The 19,066-nt window shown below is 56.5% G+C and carries 22 protein-coding genes; 12 read left to right on the forward strand and 10 right to left on the reverse strand.

Annotated elements, in window-relative coordinates:
• Positions 1-20: 20 nt before the first annotated feature.
• Entirely contained in the window at positions 21-461 is a 441-nt protein-coding gene (slyA, locus tag CWM61_RS01820; protein ID WP_008804631.1) for a transcriptional regulator SlyA, read from the reverse strand.
• A gap of 172 nt (positions 462-633) precedes the next feature.
• Here slyA and CWM61_RS01825 point away from each other — a divergent pair, with 172 nt between their 5' ends.
• From CWM61_RS01825 to CWM61_RS01835, 3 genes are read left to right on the forward strand one after another with little or no spacing between them, the layout of a single operon-like run.
• Positions 634-870 carry a DUF1656 domain-containing protein gene (locus CWM61_RS01825; RefSeq protein WP_004143834.1) on the forward strand — a complete coding sequence of 79 codons (237 nt, stop codon included), beginning with the start codon at positions 634-636 and terminating at the stop codon, positions 868-870.
• A 10-nt stretch (positions 871-880) separates the two neighbouring features.
• Complete coding sequence (locus CWM61_RS01830) at positions 881-1,777, forward strand: HlyD family secretion protein (RefSeq protein WP_100630584.1); 897 nt, start codon at positions 881-883, stop codon at positions 1,775-1,777.
• On the forward strand, positions 1,777-3,801 hold the full coding sequence (locus tag CWM61_RS01835) for an FUSC family protein (RefSeq protein WP_100630585.1): 2,025 nt from the start codon (positions 1,777-1,779) through the stop codon (positions 3,799-3,801). The genes CWM61_RS01830 and CWM61_RS01835 overlap by 1 nt, the downstream gene beginning before the upstream one ends.
• Here the strand turns inward: CWM61_RS01835 and sodC are convergent.
• The 3 genes from sodC to CWM61_RS01850 all read right to left on the reverse strand — a co-directional run bounded on the left by sodC (position 3,794) and on the right by CWM61_RS01850 (position 5,572).
• Complete coding sequence (gene sodC / locus CWM61_RS01840) at positions 3,794-4,315, reverse strand: superoxide dismutase [Cu-Zn] SodC (protein ID WP_061154377.1); 522 nt, start codon at positions 4,313-4,315, stop codon at positions 3,794-3,796. The genes CWM61_RS01835 and sodC overlap by 8 nt on opposite strands.
• A gap of 69 nt (positions 4,316-4,384) precedes the next feature.
• Complete coding sequence (locus CWM61_RS01845) at positions 4,385-5,281, reverse strand: aldo/keto reductase (protein WP_061154376.1); 897 nt, start codon at positions 5,279-5,281, stop codon at positions 4,385-4,387.
• 48 nt (positions 5,282-5,329) lie between these two features.
• Positions 5,330-5,572, reverse strand: coding sequence for a DUF1289 domain-containing protein (locus CWM61_RS01850; protein ID WP_162677415.1), 243 nt, complete (start codon positions 5,570-5,572; stop codon positions 5,330-5,332).
• A 139-nt stretch (positions 5,573-5,711) separates the two neighbouring features.
• On the opposite strand from CWM61_RS01850, the gene CWM61_RS01855 reads away from it, so the two are divergent.
• From CWM61_RS01855 to rnt, 4 genes are all read left to right on the forward strand, one after another.
• Entirely contained in the window at positions 5,712-6,311 is a 600-nt protein-coding gene (locus tag CWM61_RS01855) for a TetR/AcrR family transcriptional regulator (protein ID WP_008804625.1), read from the forward strand.
• 53 nt (positions 6,312-6,364) lie between these two features.
• Positions 6,365-7,462, forward strand: a complete 1,098-nt coding sequence (locus CWM61_RS01860) for an alkene reductase (RefSeq protein ID WP_061154374.1) — start codon at positions 6,365-6,367, stop codon at positions 7,460-7,462.
• A gap of 78 nt (positions 7,463-7,540) precedes the next feature.
• Positions 7,541-7,948, forward strand: coding sequence for a lactoylglutathione lyase (gene gloA / locus CWM61_RS01865; RefSeq protein ID WP_002907764.1), 408 nt, complete (start codon positions 7,541-7,543; stop codon positions 7,946-7,948).
• A 137-nt stretch (positions 7,949-8,085) separates the two neighbouring features.
• Positions 8,086-8,733: a ribonuclease T gene (gene rnt, locus CWM61_RS01870; protein WP_008804623.1), complete on the forward strand. Its 648-nt coding sequence runs from the start codon at positions 8,086-8,088 to the stop codon at positions 8,731-8,733.
• 48 nt (positions 8,734-8,781) lie between these two features.
• Here the strand turns inward: rnt and CWM61_RS01875 are convergent, their stop codons facing one another.
• Complete coding sequence (locus tag CWM61_RS01875) at positions 8,782-9,129, reverse strand: Grx4 family monothiol glutaredoxin (RefSeq protein WP_061154373.1); 348 nt, start codon at positions 9,127-9,129, stop codon at positions 8,782-8,784.
• A gap of 340 nt (positions 9,130-9,469) precedes the next feature.
• On the opposite strand from CWM61_RS01875, the gene CWM61_RS01880 reads away from it, so the two are divergent.
• Positions 9,470-10,342 carry a C40 family peptidase gene (locus CWM61_RS01880; protein ID WP_012968037.1) on the forward strand — a complete coding sequence of 291 codons (873 nt, stop codon included), beginning with the start codon at positions 9,470-9,472 and terminating at the stop codon, positions 10,340-10,342.
• Here the strand turns inward: CWM61_RS01880 and CWM61_RS01885 are convergent.
• Entirely contained in the window at positions 10,297-10,782 is a 486-nt protein-coding gene (locus CWM61_RS01885) for a helix-turn-helix domain-containing protein (protein WP_061154372.1), read from the reverse strand. The two genes, CWM61_RS01880 and CWM61_RS01885, sit on opposite strands and share 46 nt — an antisense overlap.
• Before the next feature lie 484 nt (positions 10,783-11,266).
• On the opposite strand from CWM61_RS01885, the gene sodB reads away from it, so the two are divergent.
• Entirely contained in the window at positions 11,267-11,848 is a 582-nt protein-coding gene (gene sodB, locus CWM61_RS01890; RefSeq protein ID WP_002907771.1) for a superoxide dismutase [Fe], read from the forward strand.
• Between the two features lie 61 nt (positions 11,849-11,909).
• Here sodB and CWM61_RS01895 read toward each other — a convergent pair whose 3' ends face one another.
• Both CWM61_RS01895 and CWM61_RS01900 read right to left on the reverse strand, forming a co-directional pair.
• On the reverse strand, positions 11,910-13,076 hold the full coding sequence (locus tag CWM61_RS01895) for an MFS transporter (RefSeq protein WP_074385664.1): 1,167 nt from the start codon (positions 13,074-13,076) through the stop codon (positions 11,910-11,912).
• A gap of 167 nt (positions 13,077-13,243) precedes the next feature.
• Complete coding sequence (locus CWM61_RS01900; protein ID WP_197667062.1) at positions 13,244-13,336, reverse strand: YnhF family membrane protein; 93 nt, start codon at positions 13,334-13,336, stop codon at positions 13,244-13,246.
• 292 nt (positions 13,337-13,628) lie between these two features.
• Between CWM61_RS01900 and purR the strand changes: the two genes are divergently transcribed.
• A complete protein-coding gene (gene purR, locus CWM61_RS01905) occupies positions 13,629-14,654 on the forward strand; it encodes an HTH-type transcriptional repressor PurR (protein WP_061154370.1) in 1,026 nt (341 codons plus the stop codon).
• Between the two features lie 18 nt (positions 14,655-14,672).
• Here purR and punR read toward each other — a convergent pair whose 3' ends face one another.
• The gene (gene punR, locus CWM61_RS01910) at positions 14,673-15,584 is read right to left on the reverse strand and encodes a DNA-binding transcriptional activator PunR (RefSeq protein WP_074385663.1); all 912 of its coding nucleotides are present in this window, start codon (positions 15,582-15,584) and stop codon (positions 14,673-14,675) included.
• A 112-nt stretch (positions 15,585-15,696) separates the two neighbouring features.
• Between punR and punC the strand changes: the two genes are divergently transcribed.
• Positions 15,697-16,878: a purine nucleoside transporter PunC gene (gene punC, locus CWM61_RS01915; protein WP_061154368.1), complete on the forward strand. Its 1,182-nt coding sequence runs from the start codon at positions 15,697-15,699 to the stop codon at positions 16,876-16,878.
• 293 nt (positions 16,879-17,171) lie between these two features.
• Complete coding sequence (gene cfa, locus CWM61_RS01920) at positions 17,172-18,320, forward strand: cyclopropane fatty acyl phospholipid synthase (protein WP_100630587.1); 1,149 nt, start codon at positions 17,172-17,174, stop codon at positions 18,318-18,320.
• 35 nt (positions 18,321-18,355) lie between these two features.
• Here cfa and CWM61_RS01925 read toward each other — a convergent pair whose 3' ends face one another.
• Positions 18,356-18,991 carry a riboflavin synthase gene (locus tag CWM61_RS01925; RefSeq protein WP_008804615.1) on the reverse strand — a complete coding sequence of 212 codons (636 nt, stop codon included), beginning with the start codon at positions 18,989-18,991 and terminating at the stop codon, positions 18,356-18,358.
• Between the last annotated feature and the right edge of the window lie 75 nt (positions 18,992-19,066).

Consider the following 19,066-nt stretch of genomic DNA (forward strand, 5'->3'; position numbering starts at 1 on the left):
CAACCCGGGCCGCTAAAAAATTAATCTTTTGCCTGGAGATCGAGGATATTTTGTTCAAGTTTACGAATTAAGTGGAGCAACGTTTCCACTTCCTGCTTTGACACCCCCGACAGGATTTCATCGCGGGTCTTGCCTATCACCTCTTCCATCTCATTGATCAGCGGTTCAGCTTTTTCAGTCAGCTTGATGCGCTTGGCCCGCCGGTCGCTTGAACAGGTCTGGCGAGAAATAAGCCCTTTCTCCTCCAGCTGATCGAGCGTGCGCACCAGCGACGGCTGTTCAATACCGATGGCTTTCGCCAGCTGGATCTGCGACTGCTCAGGCGGCAGCTGGTGGATGTTATGCAGCGTGACCCAGTGAGTCTGCGTTAACTCCAGAGGTTTCAGGCGATGGTCGATTAGCGCGCGCCAAACGCGGACTAAACGTGCCAGATCAGAACCAAGTGGCGATTCCAATTTCATCTCCTTATAATTAGCTTGCTAAGTTATTATACTGATTTTAGAATAGTGTGCAGCATTTGAATTATCAAAACAAATGAATTACTTGATTCAACAAAAACCAAAACAATGATTTACACTGTTATAGCGTAGCACGCCCTGAGGTTACCCCTGTAATGGCAAAGGATTTTTGCTTGTGAAACTGAGTCTTAACACATCCGGATTGCCGCTGCAGGACCTGGTGTTCGGCGCGTCTGTCTATTTCCCCCCGCTGTTCAAAGCCGTTTTATTAGGTTTTTTTATCTGGTTATTTTTACATCGTCAGCTGCGTGACTGGATGTATGCCGGCGACATCTGGCATCCCCTGCTGATGGATCTCTCCCTGTTCGCGCTCTCGGTCTGTCTGGCCCTGGTGTTACTGATTGCCTGGTGATCTCCCTGCTATGAAAAAACTAAAATATCTGTCGACGCTATTGGTTGTGGCCATCGCCCTGATTGCCGCATGGCTGTTATGGAATTTCTACACCCAGTCACCCTGGACCCGCGACGGCAAAGTGCGTGCAGAACAGGTTGGGATCACTCCTCAGGTCTCCGGTAGCATTCTGCAGTTGAACGTGACGGATAACCAACGGGTCAACGCCGGAGATGTTCTGTTCACTATCGACGACACGCCTTACCGTATCGCCGTGCTGAACGCCCAGGCGCAGCTGGCGAAAGCGCAAGCCGAAGTGGCGAAAGCGCAGGCTGAGCAAACGAAGGCCGCCAGCGATGCGCGCCGTCGCCGCAACCTGTCGCAGAATGCGATCTCGGCTGAAGATCTTGAAAACGTTAATACCGCGCTGAACACGGCCACCACCAACCTGGCGGCCGCCAGAGCGGGACTGGGCGTCACCGAGGCAATGCTGAAACATGCGCAATGGCAGTTAAGCCAAACGACGGTCAAAGCGCCAGTGGACGGCTGGGTGACCAACCTCTCCACTCGCGTCGGCGATTACGCCACTACCGGCCATCCGGTCTTTGCCCTGGTAGACAGCCACTCGTTTTACGTGCTGGGCTACTTTGAAGAAACCAAACTGCGCCATATCCGTATCGGCGATCCGGCGCAGATTATTCTCTATAGTAACCAGCAGACGCTGCACGGGCATGTCGCCAGCATCGGCCGGGCGATTGTCGATCAAAGCGTTGAGCAGGGGAATGGACTGGTGGCCAATATCAAACCGAATATCCCCTGGGTACGTCTCGCCCAGCGCGTTCCAGTGCGGATTGCCTTTGACGAGCTGCCAGCGGACGTCACACTGGTCTCCGGCACCACCTGCACTGTCTCGGTCGGCAGACAATAATGAATCTGCAAGCCCTGTCGTGGCGCACACTGCCATGGGTTAAAGCCACCCGCCCGCAGTGGCGATACGCGTTGCGTAACGGCATCGCTATGTGTCTCGCGTTAAGCATCGCCTACGCGCTGGATCTCGATGAGCCGTACTGGGCGATGACCTCCGCGGCAGTGGTCAGCTTTCCCACCGTCGGCGGCGTGATCAGTAAAAGCTTTGGCCGCATCGCCGGCAGCCTGCTCGGCGCCTGCGCCGCCCTGCTGCTGGCGGGCCATACGCTGAACGATCCCTGGCTGTTCCTGTTCAGCATCTCCGGCTGGCTGGCGCTGTGCACCTGGGCCTGCGCCCTGTTCACCAACAACGTGGCCTACGCCTTTCAGCTTGCGGGCTATACCTGCGCCATCATCGCGTTTCCGGTCATTAACATCAGCGACAGCTACGAACTTTGGGTGATCGCCCAGTCGCGCGTCTGCGAAGTCATCGTCGGGATCCTCTGCGGCGGGCTGATGATGATGATCCTGCCAAGCACCTCTGACGGCAGCAACCTGTTGACGGCCCTGAAAACCATGCACGCCCGGTTGCTGGAACACGCCAGCCTGCTGTGGGTGCCGGAGACGACGGATGCCATTCGCACCGCCCACGAAAGTGTGATTGGCCAGATCCTCACCATGAACCTGCTGCGGATCCAGGCCTTCTGGAGCCACTACCGCTTCCGCCGGCAGAACCCCCTGCTGAATTACCTGCTGCATCAGCAGCTCCGAATGACCAGCGTCATTTCCAGTCTGCGACGCATGCTGCTGAACTGGCCGGACGCGCCAGCAAACACTCGTCAGGTGCTGGAATCGTTGCTCGCTGAACTCGCCACTCCCCATGCCGACAGCTATCACGTCGCCCGCATTCTGGCACCTCTGGCGCCGCCGCCGGATGCCGATTATCGCCATATCGCCTTCTGGGCGCGGCTGCGCTATTTCTGTCGCATTTATCTGGAAAGCAGTCGCTGGATCCGCCGCGTGGAGAATGCGTCGGCGATCGCCGAGTTCAACGTACCTTCGGCGCCAGCCCTGGCCCGCCACACCGACCAGACGGAGGCGCTGCTCAACGGCATCCGTACCTTTTGCGCGCTGGTGGCGATTGGCGCATGGGGGATCAGCACCCAGTGGACCAGCTGCGCGGCTGCCCTAACCCTCGCCTCCATCTGCTGCGTGCTCTATTCGGTCTCGGCTTCGCCGTTTCGATCGCTGACGCTGCTGATGCAGACCCTGGTGCTGCTGTCGCTGTTCAGCTTTGTGGTGAAGTTTGGCCTGATGGTGCAGATAACTGACCTGTGGCAATTTCTGCTATTTCTGTTCCCGCTCCTGACCACCATGCAGTTGCTGAAACTACAGTGGCCCAAATATGCCGGCCTGTGGGGGCAGCTTATCGTGTTTATGGGCTCGTTTATCTCCGTCACCAATCCGCCGGTGTACGACTATGCGGCCTTTTTCAACGATAACTTAAGCAAGATTGTCGGCGTGGGCTTTGCCTGGCTGGCTTTTGCGGTGCTCAGTCCGGGCTCGGATGCCCGTAAAGGACGGCGCCATATCAGAGCGTTACGGCGTCACTTTGTCGATCAGCTCAGCCGTCATCCCCAGCACAGCGAACATGAATTTGAATCGCTGGTGTACCACCATGTCAGCCAGCTCAGTCAGAGTAAAGATGCCCTTGCACGGCGCTGGCTACTACGTTGGGGGGTGGTGTTGCTCAACTGCTCGCACGTTGTCTGGCAGCTTCGCGAATGGGAAACCCGCTCCGATCCCCTCGCTCAGGTGCGTGACCTGTGCATCAATTTGCTGCGCGATGTGATGAGCGAACGCGGCGTTCAGCAGCGCCCGCTGGCCTCCACCCTGCAGGAGCTACTGCGGATCTGCGACGTCCTGAACCATCATCATCAGCCGGCGGCCCGGGAGCTGGCCGCCGCAATCTGGCGACTGTATTGCGCCCTGTCACAGCTGGAACAGGCCCCGATCGCCGGCACGATTGGCGAAAAGACTACTTAATCACCCCGCAGGCAAACCGCTCGCCGCCGCCGCCCAGCGGCTGCGGGTTGTCGGCCATATTATCACCGCCCACGTGGACCATCAGCGCTTTCCCCTTCACCTCCGCCAGCGTTTTCAGACGTGGGGCAATAATTGGCTGGTTGGCCACACCCGCGTCGTTGACCACCAGCAGAGGCAGATCGCCAAGATGCCCGGTGCCCAGCGGCCCTTCGTGTTTGCCGGTATGTTGCGGATCGTAATGTCCGCCCGCCGCCCCGGCGGCCACGGCTTTGCCCTCTTTCATTGCGGGCTGGCAGCTGCCTTCGGCATGGATATGAAAACCGTGCTTACCCGGCGGTAATGCCCGCAGATCGGGGGCGAACTCGAGGCCGCGATCGGTTTCGGTGATTTTTACACTGCCGATGGACTGACCGACGCCCTGGGCGGTCACGAGATTAAGTTGAACATCTTCACTGACGGCCTGTGCGCCAGCGCAAAATGCGAGGGATAAGATCGCGAGAATACATCGTTGCATAACACCTCCGGATGGCTGTCTCCCTGTTAAGTGTAAACCAGGAACGCCTTTCCGGAGGCGAAATGCCCGTTACGGCACGTCGTAACCGAGCGCGGCTTTGCGGATACGGAACCACTGCTGACGAGTCATGCTGAGTTTTTCGGCCACAATCGCGGAACGCACGCGCTCGATTTTGCCCGAGCCGATAATCGGCAGCGGCTGCGACGGCAGACGCAGTATCCAGGCATAGACCACCTGCTCGATGCTGTCGGCATTGAGCTCATGCGCGACCTGCGCCAGCTCATCGCGCAGCGGCTGGAAGCCCTCTTCATTGAACAGGCGCCCGCCACCAAGGCAGGACCACGCCATCGGACGAATACGCAGCTGCTGCAGCTGATCGAGCGTGCCGTCGAGCAACAGCGGCTGATGCACCGGCGAGATTTCGACCTGATTGGTGGCCAGGGTAAACGGCAGGCGCGACTGCAGAAGAGTGAACTGGGCTGGGGTAAAGTTCGATACGCCAAAGTGGCGCACTTTTCCGCTGTGATGCAGCGCGAGGAACGCCTCAGCCACTTCATCGGCATTCATTAGCGGATCCGGCCGATGGATCAGCAGCAGATCGAGATGGTCCGTCGCCAGATTACGCAGCGATTGCTCAGCGCTCAGCACGATGTGGTCGCGGTCGGTGATATAGTGGCCGATGGTGTTTTCAGCCCGCGCCCGGGTGGCGATGCCGCATTTGCTGACAATTTCCATCCGACTACGCAGATGTGGCGCCAGCTTCAGCGCTTCGCCAAAGGCAGCCTCACACTGATAATCGCCATAGATATCGGCGTGGTCGACAGTGGTTACGCCTAAATCGAGATGCTGTTCAATAAAGCTGACCAGCTCGCCTGGCGACATTCTCCAGTCCATCAAACGCCAGTAGCCCATCACAAAACGCGAAAATTCCGGCCCCTGGGGAGCCATAGCAATACGCTGAACCATAACCGCTTCCTCAATAAAAAAGTGTACTGAGTATACGTACTTTTTGGTTTAAAACAGTGAGGGTTGCTGCGGTTCTTCCGCCGGATCTGGCCTGTTCGCGCGTAATTTGCGCAGCAGGCGTTGGCGGCAAAGACGCAAAACCTCTTGTTTCTGCGCATCGCTCATTTTTTGCCAGTCGAAGCGTTCCTCACGGCTGCGGAAACAGCCGCGACAATAGCCGCGCTCGTCGGTCTGACATATTCCCCGGCACGGGCTCTGCACCGGGAAAAACTCTAACTGCTCTGCCACCACACGCCTCCTGTCCCCTCGTCTCCTTTCATTGAAGACGTTTCCCCGCACGGACGCAAATATTGTTCACGGTGTGCTGCGCCAGCTAACATTTTTCCGCTGAGACTTGCAATAGACCAATCGGTCTATTACAGTGTGCTGCATGAACAGACACAGCGAATGCGATACCCGAGAACATATCCTGGTCACCGGCGAGCAGCTCTGCATGCATCGCGGTTTTACCGGAATGGGCTTGAGCGAACTTCTGAAGACGGCGGAAGTACCTAAGGGCTCTTTCTACCATTACTTCCGCTCTAAAGAAGCCTTCGGCGTCGCGCTGCTTGAACATCACTACACCGGATATCTGCAGCGCCTGGTCGACCACTTCGATCATGGCGACGGCAACTATCGCGACCGCTTGCTGGCTTATTATCAGCACACGCTGAATCAGTTCTGCCAGCAGGGGATTATTAGCGGATGTCTTACCGTCAAGTTGTCAGCAGAGGTCTGCGACCTGTCGGAAGATATGCGTACCGCCATGGACCATGGTGCCAGTCAGATTATCGCCCTGCTGGGCGACGCGCTGGAGAAAGGACGTCAGGAAGGCAGTCTGGCGTTTGACGGCGAGGCCATGACCCTGTCGCAGGTGCTGTATTCCCTGTGGCTCGGGGCCAACCTGCAGGCCAAAATTACGCGTAGCGCAAGGCCGCTGGAAAGCGCCCTTGCCCACGCCAAACAGATTATTGCGGCGCCTGCGGTATAACAGGCGTTTTTATTTCAACAGTTCCTAGACGACCGGTCTACTCAGGAGTCATTATGTCGGAAGCAAAATTATTCAGTCCGTTGAAGGTCGGTGCGGTCACCGTCCCCAATCGCGTTTTTATGGCACCGTTGACGCGTCTGCGCAGCATCGAGCCGGGCGATATCCCTACCCCGCTGATGGGCGAATACTACCGCCAGCGCGCCAGCTCAGGCCTGATCATCACCGAAGCGACGCAGATTTCCGCCCAGGCCAAAGGCTATGCCGGCGCGCCAGGCCTGCACAGCCCGGAGCAGATTGCCGCCTGGCAGAAAATCACCGCCGGTGTTCATGCGGAAAATGGCCGTATCGCCGTCCAGCTGTGGCACACCGGGCGTATTTCCCATAGCAGCCTGCAACCTGGCGGCGCCGCGCCGGTAGCACCGTCTGCGCTGAGCGCCGGTACTCGCACCTCCCTGCGCGATGAAAACGGCCACGCTATTCGCGCCGACACCTCGATGCCGCGTGCCCTGGAAACCGAAGAGATCCCGGGGATCGTCGACGATTTCCGTCAGGCGGTCGGCAATGCCCGTGACGCCGGCTTCGATCTGGTCGAGCTGCACTCGGCCCACGGCTATCTGCTGCACCAGTTCCTCTCGCCGTCGGCGAACCAGCGTACCGACCAGTACGGCGGCAGCGTGGAGAACCGCGCCCGTCTGGTACTGGAAGTGGTCGATGCCGTGAGCAAAGAGTGGAGCGCTGACCGGATCGGCATCCGCGTGTCGCCGATTGGCAGCTTCCAGAATGTGGATAACGGCCCGAACGAAGAAGAAGACGCGCTGTATCTGATTAGCGAGCTGGCAAAACGCGGTATCGCCTATCTGCACATGTCCGAGCCGGACTGGGCGGGCGGCAAGCCGTACAGCGAAGCCTTCCGTCAGAAAGTTCGTGACCGCTTCCCGGGCGTGATCATTGGCGCTGGCGCCTACACGGTAGAAAAAGCCAACGATCTTATCAATAAAGGGCTGATTGATGCCGTGGCCTTTGGCCGCGATTATATCGCCAACCCGGATCTGGTGGCCCGCCTGCAGAAAAAAGCAGCACTCAACCCGCAGCGCCCGGAAACCTATTACGGCGGCGGCGCGGAAGGTTATACCGATTACCCTACGCTGTAATCCCTCCATTGATAGCGGCGACATATCGCCGCTATACTCAAGGTTCTGATCTATCAAATAAACTGCATAGGGGACATTATGCGCTTACTCCACACCATGCTGCGCGTTGGCGACCTGCAACGTTCTATCGACTTCTATACCAACGTGTTGGGCATGAAGCTGCTGCGCACCAGCGAAAACCCGGAGTATAAGTACTCCCTCGCCTTTGTCGGCTACGGCGAAGAAAGCGAAACCGCGGTGATCGAACTGACCTACAACTGGGGCGTGGACAGCTATGAGCTGGGTACGGCCTACGGTCATATCGCGCTGAGTGTCGACAACGCCGCCGAAGCCTGCGAGCGGATCCGCCAGAACGGGGGCAACGTCACCCGTGAAGCCGGCCCGGTAAAAGGCGGCACCACCGTCATCGCCTTCGTGGAAGATCCGGACGGTTACAAAATCGAGCTGATTGAAGAGAAAGATGCCGGCAAAGGTCTGGGCAACTAACGCTTCACGACCCTGGCATCTTTAATGCCATGGCTCGCCCGGGCGCTGAGGCGCCCGTTGTTTTCACCCCTGCCTGCTGCAAGCCGCGGCAAAATTTGCCATAATGCGCGCTACTTTTTTCCAGCTAAGAGAATCTGATGTCTGAGAATGCTCAACTGAATGGTCTGTGCGACCGTTTCCGCGGTTTTTATCCGGTGGTGATTGATGTTGAAACCGCAGGATTTAATGCCAAAACCGACGCCCTGCTGGAGATCGCTGCCATTACGTTGAAGATGGATGAGCAAGGCTGGCTGATGCCCGATGAAACGCTGCATTTCCATGTTGAACCTTTCGAGGGCGCCAATCTGCAGCCCGAAGCGCTGGCCTTTAACGGAATTAACCCGCACGACCCGGAACGCGGCGCCGTCAGCGAATACGATGCCCTGCATGCCATCTTCAAAATGGTACGCAAAGGGATGAAAGAGAGCGACTGCAGCCGGGCCATCATGGTGGCGCACAATGCCACCTTTGACCACAGCTTCACCATGACCGCCGCCGAACGCGCGGGGCTAAAACGCAACCCGTTCCATCCGTTTGTTACCTTCGACACCGCCGCGCTGAGCGGGCTGGCGCTGGGCCAGACGGTGCTGTCCAAAGCCTGTATCGCCGCCGGCATGGCGTTCGACGGCGCGCAGGCCCACTCCGCTCTGTACGATACCGAGCAGACGGCGCAGCTGTTTTGTGAGATTGTGAACCGCTGGAAGCGTCTGGGCGGCTGGCCGCTGCCCGTGGCCACACCGGAGTGATAAAAAAAAGCGACTTCCAGGAAGTCGCTTTTTTACTGATGGCGGGAATTACTCCGCTTTCGGCTCGTCGGTGTGGTACTTCGCCGCCGTCTCTTTGATCAGCTGCTGCAGTTCACCGCGCTGGTACATTTCGATAACGATATCGCAGCCGCCCACCAGTTCACCGTCTACCCACAGCTGCGGGAAAGTCGGCCAGTTGGCGTATTTAGGCAACTCGGCGCGGATATCCGGGTTCTGCAAGATATCAACGTAAGCAAAACGTTCGCCGCAGGCGGACAGCGCCTGAACGGCCTGGGCAGAGAAACCGCAGCTTGGCAGCTTCGGCGACCCTTTCATGTACAACAGGATCGGGTTTTCAGCGATTTGGTGTTGGATCTTTTCTAAAGTCGAGCTCATTGTCGTGCTTCCTTAAACTTCTTTCTACGGCAGTAACTTGTCATTGTAGCGTCCTGTAGGCAGGACGGATAATAACATTTTTTTCACTATTCATATTTTATCTTCTGTTGCGCGAAGTTGCCTTAAAAATATCATTTTGCCGTCGCAGGCGGGCGCTCATTGCGCATTTTCTGTGCGAGGCGGTCAATGTCTGACGCGTTTTCTTGCAATCGTTAACCAATCGACATTTTTGATACAAAAGAATATTAACTTTCCGGGTTTTTATGCTTTAGAATCATTCCGGTTTGTCATTCATCGTCAGGCATTTGTACATGTCTGTAATTAATCAGGGGATTGCTCAGTGGCGCGGCTAAACAAAATCGCGATATCGCTCTGTGCATTACTGTTCACGTCTATCTCATTCACGCCACTGGCTCAGGCGTCAGGGCATACGCACGCCTCCGCTTCGCCAAAGGCGTTGCCCGCGAAAAGTGGCTCAGAGCGCAAGAAAAAAGCAACCAGTCAAAAAAGTAAAACCACCGCTAAAACCACCAGTAAAAAGTCCTCGAGCACCCGGCTCCCTTCCCGCACTACCGCAGCAAGCCAAACCGCACTTCATCGTCAGGCCGCCGGCGCGACGAAAAAATGCGTGCTGCGTAAAGGTTATAAAAAACAGTGCGCGAAAACGGTCGCCGCCAGTGCCGAGCCGACCCTGGCGCTGAACAGCGTCAAAAGCAAATGCGTGGTGCGCAAGGGCTATAAAAAACGCTGTAAACCTGAGGCCAGCGATGCCAATTTAACGATCGCCGACGCCCATAAAGTCCGGGTGCAGAAAGCGCAAAGTACCGCCATGAACAAATTGATGGGCCAGTTGGGTAAACCCTATCGCTGGGGCGGCACCTCGCCGCGTACTGGCTTTGACTGCAGCGGACTGGTTTATTACGCCTATAAGGACTTGGTCAAGATCCACATCCCGCGAACGGCTAACGAAATGTACCACCTGCGCGATGCGCGTCCGGTGGATCGTGATGAACTGCAGAGCGGCGATTTGGTCTTCTTCCGCACCCGTGGACGCGGCACCGCCGACCACGTTGGCGTCTACGTCGGCAACGGGAAATTTATTCAGTCACCGCGCACAGGTCGTGATATTCAAATCACCTCCCTGAGCGAAGATTACTGGGTTCGCCATTATGTTGGCGCCCGTCGCGTCATGACGCCGAAAACCATTCGCTGATCCTGGTCTGCCGCTACGGCGGCAGACCGCCTCACCTGCGCGTCTTTCCCCCCTACCGTCAGGGGATACTGCATATTCATCTCCTCGCCCGGCGCTTCCCGACGATAGCGGGTGGGCGACATGCCAAAGTGGCGGTGAAAGGTCCGGCAGAAAGCGGCCTGTCCGTCGTATCCCAGACACTGAGAAATACTCTGCATCGATGCTTGCGTCTGCGTTAAATAGATTGCCGCAATGGTCATTTTTCGCCGACTGACGTAGCTCGCCAACGTGCAGCCGGTCACCATGGCGAACTGCCGCTGGAAATACCAGTGCGAATAACCGGACTTTTTCGCAATCGTACTTACCGGCAGGGTGTCTAAAATATGTGCTTCGATCCAGTCAACGATCCCCTGCACAACCGGGATCATCTTCGGACTCACCACCTCACCTGTTTTTGCCATCGTAACCATCCTGTGGGAAATTCATGTCGGTGGCCACATTTGTCATACAAATAGCAAAATAGACAATGAATTATTGGCATAGCGGCGATTGCCTGGGTGCATATTTTTATTAATAATCTGATTTTAATGAAATATTTATCCTCAACGAGGATGCATGGCAGCGATCGTCAGAGGAAAAGCAGACGCAGTTAAACCTTCCCCGCGAGATTCAGAAAAGCGCGGACAGCGTCTCCTTATACATTTTTGCAACATCAGCGAGCGGTTTGACGCCTCGTCCCGCAGAAAACGGTTAAGCCTTCATCAGTTGCGCCTGCAGTAATAGCCTTTATCGTTGTAAGGCTTTTCACTGCTTGCGGCAAATGTTAACATTCTCAATACAATAACAGCCCGTGACGCGACAGCGTCGGGTGGCCAGAACACGATTCAGGCGAAAGCCTCATCTTGTCAATGTGAGCTAAAACAAAAAGTTATAAGGAGAGTAGCAATGTCGTTTGAATTACCTGCATTACCATATGCAAAAGACGCCCTGGCGCCGCACATTTCCGCAGAAACCCTGGAATATCACTACGGTAAACACCACCAGGCGTATGTCACTAACCTCAACAACCTGATCAAAGGCACTGCGTTCGAAGGCAAATCCCTCGAAGAGATCGTCCGCACTTCTGAAGGCGGCGTATTCAACAACGCAGCGCAGGTCTGGAACCACACCTTCTACTGGAACTGCCTGGCGCCTAACGCCGGCGGCGAACCGGAAGGCGAGTTAGCGGCCGCGATTGCCAAATCCTTCGGCAGCTTTGCGGATTTTAAAGCCAAATTTACCGATGCCGCAGCGAAAAACTTCGGCGCGGGCTGGACCTGGCTGGTCAAAAATGCCGACGGCAGCCTGGCTATCGTCTCCACCAGCAACGCCGGCACCCCGCTGACCACCGACGCGAAGCCGCTGCTGACCGTTGACGTCTGGGAACATGCCTACTACATCGACTACCGCAACGCCCGTCCAAGCTATCTGGACCACTTCTGGGCGCTGGTTAACTGGAAGTTTGTTGCGGCTAACCTGGCGGCATAAACGATAAACCGCAGCAGGGTCTCCCCGGCTGCGGTTTTTTTAGCCCTTCCCTACACTCGCGTTACTGGCTGGCAAAGGCCTCTTCCGGCTGTGCTCGTCCGCTAAACCAGACCAGCAGCAGCGCCAGACCGGCGATAATCGCCCCCATCACCGGCACAAACGCATAGCCCAGTCCGCCAGAGATCACCGCCCCGCCGGCGGCGGCGCCCAGCGCGTTGCCCAGGTTGAACGCCCCGATATTCACCGAAGAAGAGAGCCCCGGCGCTTCATGCGCCACGCGCATGACCCGCATCTGCAGCGGCGGAACCACCGCAAAGGTTGCTGCGCCCCAGACAATCATGCTGATGGCCGCCCCGGCCTGAGATTGCGCCAGCAGCGGGATCGCCAGCATGATTACCATCAGCAGTAACAGAAAGCCTTTCAGCGTGCCAGAGACCGACCGGTCTGCGAATTTGCCGCCCAGATAGTTGCCCAGCGAAAAGCCAACGCCAATCAGCACCAGCATCGCGGTAATAAACAGCGATGAAGCGTGGGTCAGCGTATTGAGCACTGGCGAAATATAGGTATACAGCGTAAACATTGCCCCAGCACCCAGCACGGTAGTCAGCAAGGCGGAGAGTACCTGCGGGCGTAGCAGGACTGAAAGCTCTTTTTTGACATCAGGGCGCTCGCCCGCGCTGCCCTTCGGCAGAGAGAACCACAGGCTGACCATCGCCAGCAGGCCTAACCCCGCGGTGGCCAGGAAGGACATCCGCCAGCCGATGGTTTCGCCAAGCCAGGTGGCCGCCGGTACACCGCCGATGTTGGCGATGGTGAGCCCCATAAACATCGTGGCTACCGCGCTGGCCTGCTTATGCTTTGGCACGACGCTGGCCGCGACCACCGACCCCAGGCCAAAGAAAGCACCGTGGTTGAGGCTGGTAATAATGCGCGACAGCAGCAGCGTGGTGTAATCCGGCGCAATGGATGACAACAGGTTGCCGACGGTGAAGATCCCCATCAGAAAAATCAGCGCATTGCGCCGCGCGCGATGTGACAACAGCAGGGTCATCAACGGCGCGCCGACCATGACGCCGATGGCATACGCACTGATCAGCATTCCCGCCACTGGGATTGAGACGTCCACACCTCTCGCAATCACCGGCAGCAATCCCATCGGGGAAAACTCCGTGGTCCCGATGCCAAAGGCGCCGATCGCCAGCGCAAGTAAAGGAAAGTTGATTTTCATTCAATGACTCCATCAGACCGTCAGGAATGACGGCGTAACATCAGAAGCCAAAAGCATGACATCAATCACAAAAAAACAAAAGTGAACGAAATGACAAAAGATTTTTGCAGAATTGATAATAATGGCGGGATACGGGGAGGAGGCCGCGCTCCTCCCTCACTGGAACATTAGTGCAGTATGGCGGTCAGGCTGAAAGTAACGATCACGCCGAGGGCAATAACCGTGGTGATCAGCGAAAACTTTAAATTGGTATCCATCATTTTTCCCTCTTGTTATCCCCACACCAAAAGTGAGCCTGCTCATTTTTGCACAAAAAATCGCAAAAATCTTCCGGGATTTAGGGCGATGCACATTTTTGCTCTTCCACTTTGCCCCAAGATCGGACAAAATCCCACGCTAATTTAAAAGCGTATCGGCCATTGACCCCTTCCTGTCGTTCTGTGTCGTTTTCCCGACGTGATGCAATGTTGAAAATTGTATTCAGGGTGTGTGTAGGCAAACGTTTACGTATCGATGATCAGGCGATCAGGTCAAGGCATGGAGTGAGATGTAATGGCAACTATTAAAGATGTAGCGAAGCGCGCAAACGTTTCCACTACAACTGTATCACATGTAATTAACAAAACCCGTTTCGTTGCCGAAGAGACGCGCAATGCGGTGTGGGCGGCGATCAAAGAGCTGCACTACTCGCCGAGCGCCGTGGCCCGCAGCCTGAAAGTCAATCATACAAAATCGATTGGTCTGCTGGCGACCAGTAGCGAAGCCGCCTATTTCGCTGAAATCATTGAGTCCGTTGAAAAGAGCTGCTTCCAGAAGGGCTACACTCTGATCCTCGGCAACGCATGGAATGATCCGGAAAAACAGCGCGCCTATCTGTCGATGATGGCGCAAAAACGCGTCGATGGACTGCTGGTGATGTGTTCCGAGTATCCGGATTCGGTATTGAGCATGCTGGAAGAGTATCGCCATATCCCGATGGTGGTAATGGACTGGGGCGAAGCAAAAGCCGACTTTACCGATGCGGTGATCGATAACGCCTTCCAGGGCGGCTATATCGCCGGACGCTACCTGATTGAACGCGGCCACCGCGAAATCGGCGTGATCCCGGGTCCGCTGGAGCGTAACACCGGCGCAGGCCGCCTGGCCGGCTTTATGCAGGCGATGAAAGAGGCGCATATCGCCATTCCGGAAAACTGGATTGTGCAGGGCGACTTCGAGCCTGAGTCCGGCTACCGCGCTATGCAGCAGATCTTAAGCCAGCAGCACCGTCCAACCGCGGTCTTCTGCGGCGGCGATATCATGGCGATGGGCGCTATCTGCGCGGCAGATGAAATGGGGCTGCGGGTGCCGCAGGACATTTCGCTGATCGGTTATGATAATGTGCGCAACGCCCGCTATTTCAGCCCGGCATTAACCACCATTCATCAGCCGAAAGATTCCCTGGGTGAAGCCGCATTTAACATGCTGTTGGATCGTATCGTTAATAAGCGCGAAGAGTCGCAGTCTATCGAAGTGCATCCTCGTCTGGTCGAACGCCGCTCCGTCGCGGATGGCCCGTTTGTCGATTATCGCCGCTAAGACGTTTGCGGGCGCAGATTATTCCGGCGCCCGCAGCCATTCCCGATTCAGCGTCTCGCTGTCCCCCAGATAGTCCAGCATCCAGTTCAGCGCCGGTGAGGCATCACTCTGCTGCCACGTCAGACAGCAGGCGGCATCCGGGAACGGATTCTCCAGCGCCAGCGCGGTCCACTCGCCGCTATCTAGCCATGGCCGGGCAAAATGGCTCGGCACCATGCCGACGCAGAGGCCCGCCGACAGACAGGTGGCCGATGATTCCCAGTCTGGGACCACCACCCTCTTCTGGTTATCCAGCAGCCAGGTTGTCCGTTTGGGCAGTGAACGCGACGTATCCTCCCGCACCAGCGACGGCCAGTTACGCAGGACATCGTCACTCAGGGGACCCTCCATCTTCGCCAGCGGGTGATCGCTCGCCACCACGCAGTCCCAACTCAGCATCCCCATATCGCGGAACGCATAGCGGCCACCGACCGGAATAGAGCGCGTTGCGCCAATCGCCAGCTCTACGCGGCCGTCGGCCAGCGCATCCCATACACCGTTGAACACTTCCTGGAAAACGATGAGCTCGACGTCGGGAAAATGGCGATAGAAATCCACGATCATCTGGCGCATGCGCGCCGGTTTCACAATATCATCCACCGCGATCGACAGCTGCCCGCGCCAGCCGTTGGCGATTTGCTGGCACTGCTGGCGGGTGATCTGCATTTTTTTGATAACAGAGCGCCCTTCCTGTAAGAACCAGACCCCGGCGGGCGTCAGCTCCACATCACGATGGCGACGCTCAAACAAGGGAACGGCCAGCCACTCTTCAAGCTGACGCACGGTATAGCTGACGGCGGAGGGCACCCGGTGCAGCTCCTGCGCGGCCGCGCTGAAGCTGCCGTTGCGGGCCACGGCATCAACCACTTCCAGAGAGTATTCAGACCACATTTTCTGCCTGCAAAATTTTTGAATGCATGTGACAAATATTAGCGTTTCACAAGCCACAATGCACTCCCTACACTCTGCGGCATCGTACCTGTACTCCAAAAATGAGAACGTTATGTCACAACCTGGGAAAGGATTTTTAGTCTGGCTGGCCGGCCTGAGCGTGCTGGGCTTTCTGGCCACCGATATGTACCTGCCGGCGTTTGCCGCCATGCAGCAGGATCTTAACACCTCCGCCGCCTCCATCAGCGCCAGCCTGAGCCTGTTCCTCGCCGGCTTCGCACTGGGGCAGCTGTTCTGGGGGCCGCTGTCGGACCGCTATGGGCGCAAACCGGTGCTGTTGAGTGGCCTGGCGATTTTCGCGGCCGGCTGTCTGGGGATGCTGTGGGTGCACAATGCCACCCTGATGCTGGCGCTGCGCTTTTTGCAGGCGATTGGCGTCTGTGCCGCGGCCGTTACCTGGCAGGCGATGGTCACCGATTACTATCCCGCCCAGCGCACAAACCGCATCTTCGCCACCATTATGCCGCTGGTGGGATTATCGCCGGCGCTGGCCCCGCTGCTGGGCAGTTGGCTGCTGGTACACTTCGAGTGGCAAGCCATCTTCGCCACCCTGTTTGCCATTACTCTGCTGCTGATGCTGCCTGCCCTGCGCCTGAAGGCAGCCGGGAAGCCGGTGGCCGTGGCACAGCAGAAGATCACCTTTCTCTCGCTGCTGCGTTCACGGGAATACAGCGGTAACGTCCTGATCTACGCCGCCTGCTCCGCCAGCTTCTTCGCCTGGCTCACCGGTTCACCTTTTATCCTGCACGAAATGGGCTATGGCCCAACCGCTATCGGCCTGAGCTATATCCCGCAGACTATCGCCTTTCTGGTGGGCGGCTATGGTTGTCGCGCGCTGCTGCAAAAATGGTCCGGACAACAGATGCTGCCGTGGCTGCTGGTGGTCTTTGCCGTCAGCGTTGCCGCCACCTGGCTGGTCGGCCTGCAGACACATGCCTCACTGGTGGCGTTAATGATCCCGTTCTGCATGATGGCGGTGGTCAACGGCGGGATCTACCCCATCGTGGTCGCCCAGGCGCTGAAGCCCTTCCCGCAGGCAACGGGCCGCGCGGCGGCGCTGCAGAATACACTGCAGCTGGGATTGTGCTTTCTGACCAGTTTGCTGGTATCGGCGCTGATCGCTACGCCGCTGCTGACCACCACCAGCGTGATGCTGGTCTCTATTGGCTTAGCCGCAATAGGTTATCGCCTGCAGCAAACGCCTGAGCTGACTCCCCACTCTTCCCACGCGTAACGCTTATCGCCAGAGCCCGGGCCAGTCATTAGCATGCTAAGAAAATTTTATTGAAAGCCAGTACTTAGCGTCCTATACTGGATCCGGGTTCACATAAATAGAAAATAGTTACAGATTAACGGATGCAGGATGCCTCCGTTTCACCATGGAAGGCCTTTCGGCAAGGGTTATCTCCCTTCCTCTGTTCTACGTCGGATAGCGACTTCACGGATTATCCGTGAGATTTCTCACAAAGCCAAAAAAGCGTCTACGCTGTTTTAAGGTTCTGATCACTTGGGCGTGATGGAGAAGCTATGAGTTCATCGTGTATAGAAGAAGTAAGTGTACCAAATGATGACTGGTACCGGATTGCAGCTGAATTATTGGGCCGTGCGGGAATTAACATCAATGGTTCCGCGCCGTCAGACCTGCGAATTAAAAATCCTCTTTTCTTTAAACGTGTCTTGCAGGAGGGTTCGCTGGGGTTAGGCGAAAGCTATATGGACGGCTGGTGGGACTGCGAGCGTCTGGATATTTTCTTCCATAAAGTGCTTCGCGCCGGGCTGGAAAAACAGCTCCCTCACCATTTCAAAGACACACTCCGCATCGCAGGTGCTCGCCTGTTCAATCTGCAAAGTAAAAAACGCGCCTGGATTGTTGGCAAAGAGCATTATGACCTCGGCAACGATCTCTTCAGTCGGATGCTTGACCCCTACATGCAATATTCCTGCGGTTACTGGAAAGAGGCGCAAACCCTCGAAGCGGCGCAGCAGGATAAACTGGATCTCATCTGCCGCAAGCTGGAGCTTGAGCCGGGGATGCGGGTACTGGATATCGGCTGCGGATGGGGCGGGCTCGCCGAGTATATGGCGCGACATTACCAGGTCAGCGTTGTCGGCGTGACCATCTCCGCCGAGCAGCAAAAGATGGCCCAGGCGCGCTGCGCTGACCTTGACGTGGAGATTCGGCTCCAGGACTATCGCGATCTGCACGACAGCTTTGACCGCATCGTCTCCGTCGGTATGTTCGAGCACGTGGGACCGAAAAATTACGCTACCTACTTCGAGGTCGCGGATCGTAATTTGAAACCTAATGGTCGTTTCTTACTGCACACCATCGGTTCCAAAGTCACCGACCATAACGTCGACCCGTGGATCAATAAATATATCTTCCCCAACGGCTGTCTGCCGTCGGTTCGGCAGATCGCCGATGCCAGCGAGAAGCACTTTGTGATGGAAGACTGGCATAACTTCGGCGCCGATTATGACACCACCCTGATGGCCTGGCATGAGCGTTTTCTCGCCAGCTGGCCAGAAATTGCCGATAACTATTCTGAACGTTTCAAACGGATGTTCAGCTATTACCTGAACGCCTGCGCCGGCGCCTTCCGCGCCCGTGACATTCAGCTCTGGCAGGTGGTGTTCTCGCGCGGTATTGAACATGGACTGCGCATCGCCCGCTAACAAAATCTCCCCCGCTCACCGGCGGGGGATTTTTTTCAGGCTTCATTCACCTTAGATGCAGCGTCTTTCGCGGCCAGCACGCGTTCAACCGTATCGACAACCGCCTGAGTCTGCGGGTCAATCTCAATATTGACGCGGTCGCCCAGCTTTTTCGCGCCCAGCGTGGTCCGCTGCAGCGTTTCCGGGATAAGATGCACGCAGAAACGGGTTGCCGTCACCTCACCCACCGTCAGGCTGATACCATCAATACCGATGAATCCTTTATAGAGGATATATTTCATCAGCGTCGGATCCTGCACTTTAAACCAGATCTGACGGTTATTTTCGGAAGTGAGGATCTTCACGATTTCCGCGGTGGTCATAATATGGCCGGACATCAGATGCCCGCCGATTTCATCACTGAATTTCGCCGCCCGCTCGACGTTCACTTCATCCCCGATCTGAATATCGCCGAGGTTGGTAATACGCAACGTCTCTTTCATCAAATCGAAGCTAATGTGCGCACCGTTTATTTCGGTCACCGTCAGGCAACAGCCGTTATTGGCTACCGAGGCGCCGGTTTCCAGCCCCTCCAGCATATGCGCCGGTAGTTCCACCACGTGGGTGCGAAAATTGGGTTTATCATCAATGGAGACCACTTTCGCGGTTCCCTGAACAATACCAGTAAACATGTTAGGCTCCTGTTGAAAATCATGACGGTATCATTACCGTTTTCGCTATCGGGAACAATAACAGGAGGGCAAAGC

The sequence above is a fragment of the Klebsiella sp. K-Nf6 genome, assembly GCF_002806655.1.
In the GTDB taxonomy this organism is placed as follows: domain Bacteria; phylum Pseudomonadota; class Gammaproteobacteria; order Enterobacterales; family Enterobacteriaceae; genus Klebsiella; species Klebsiella variicola.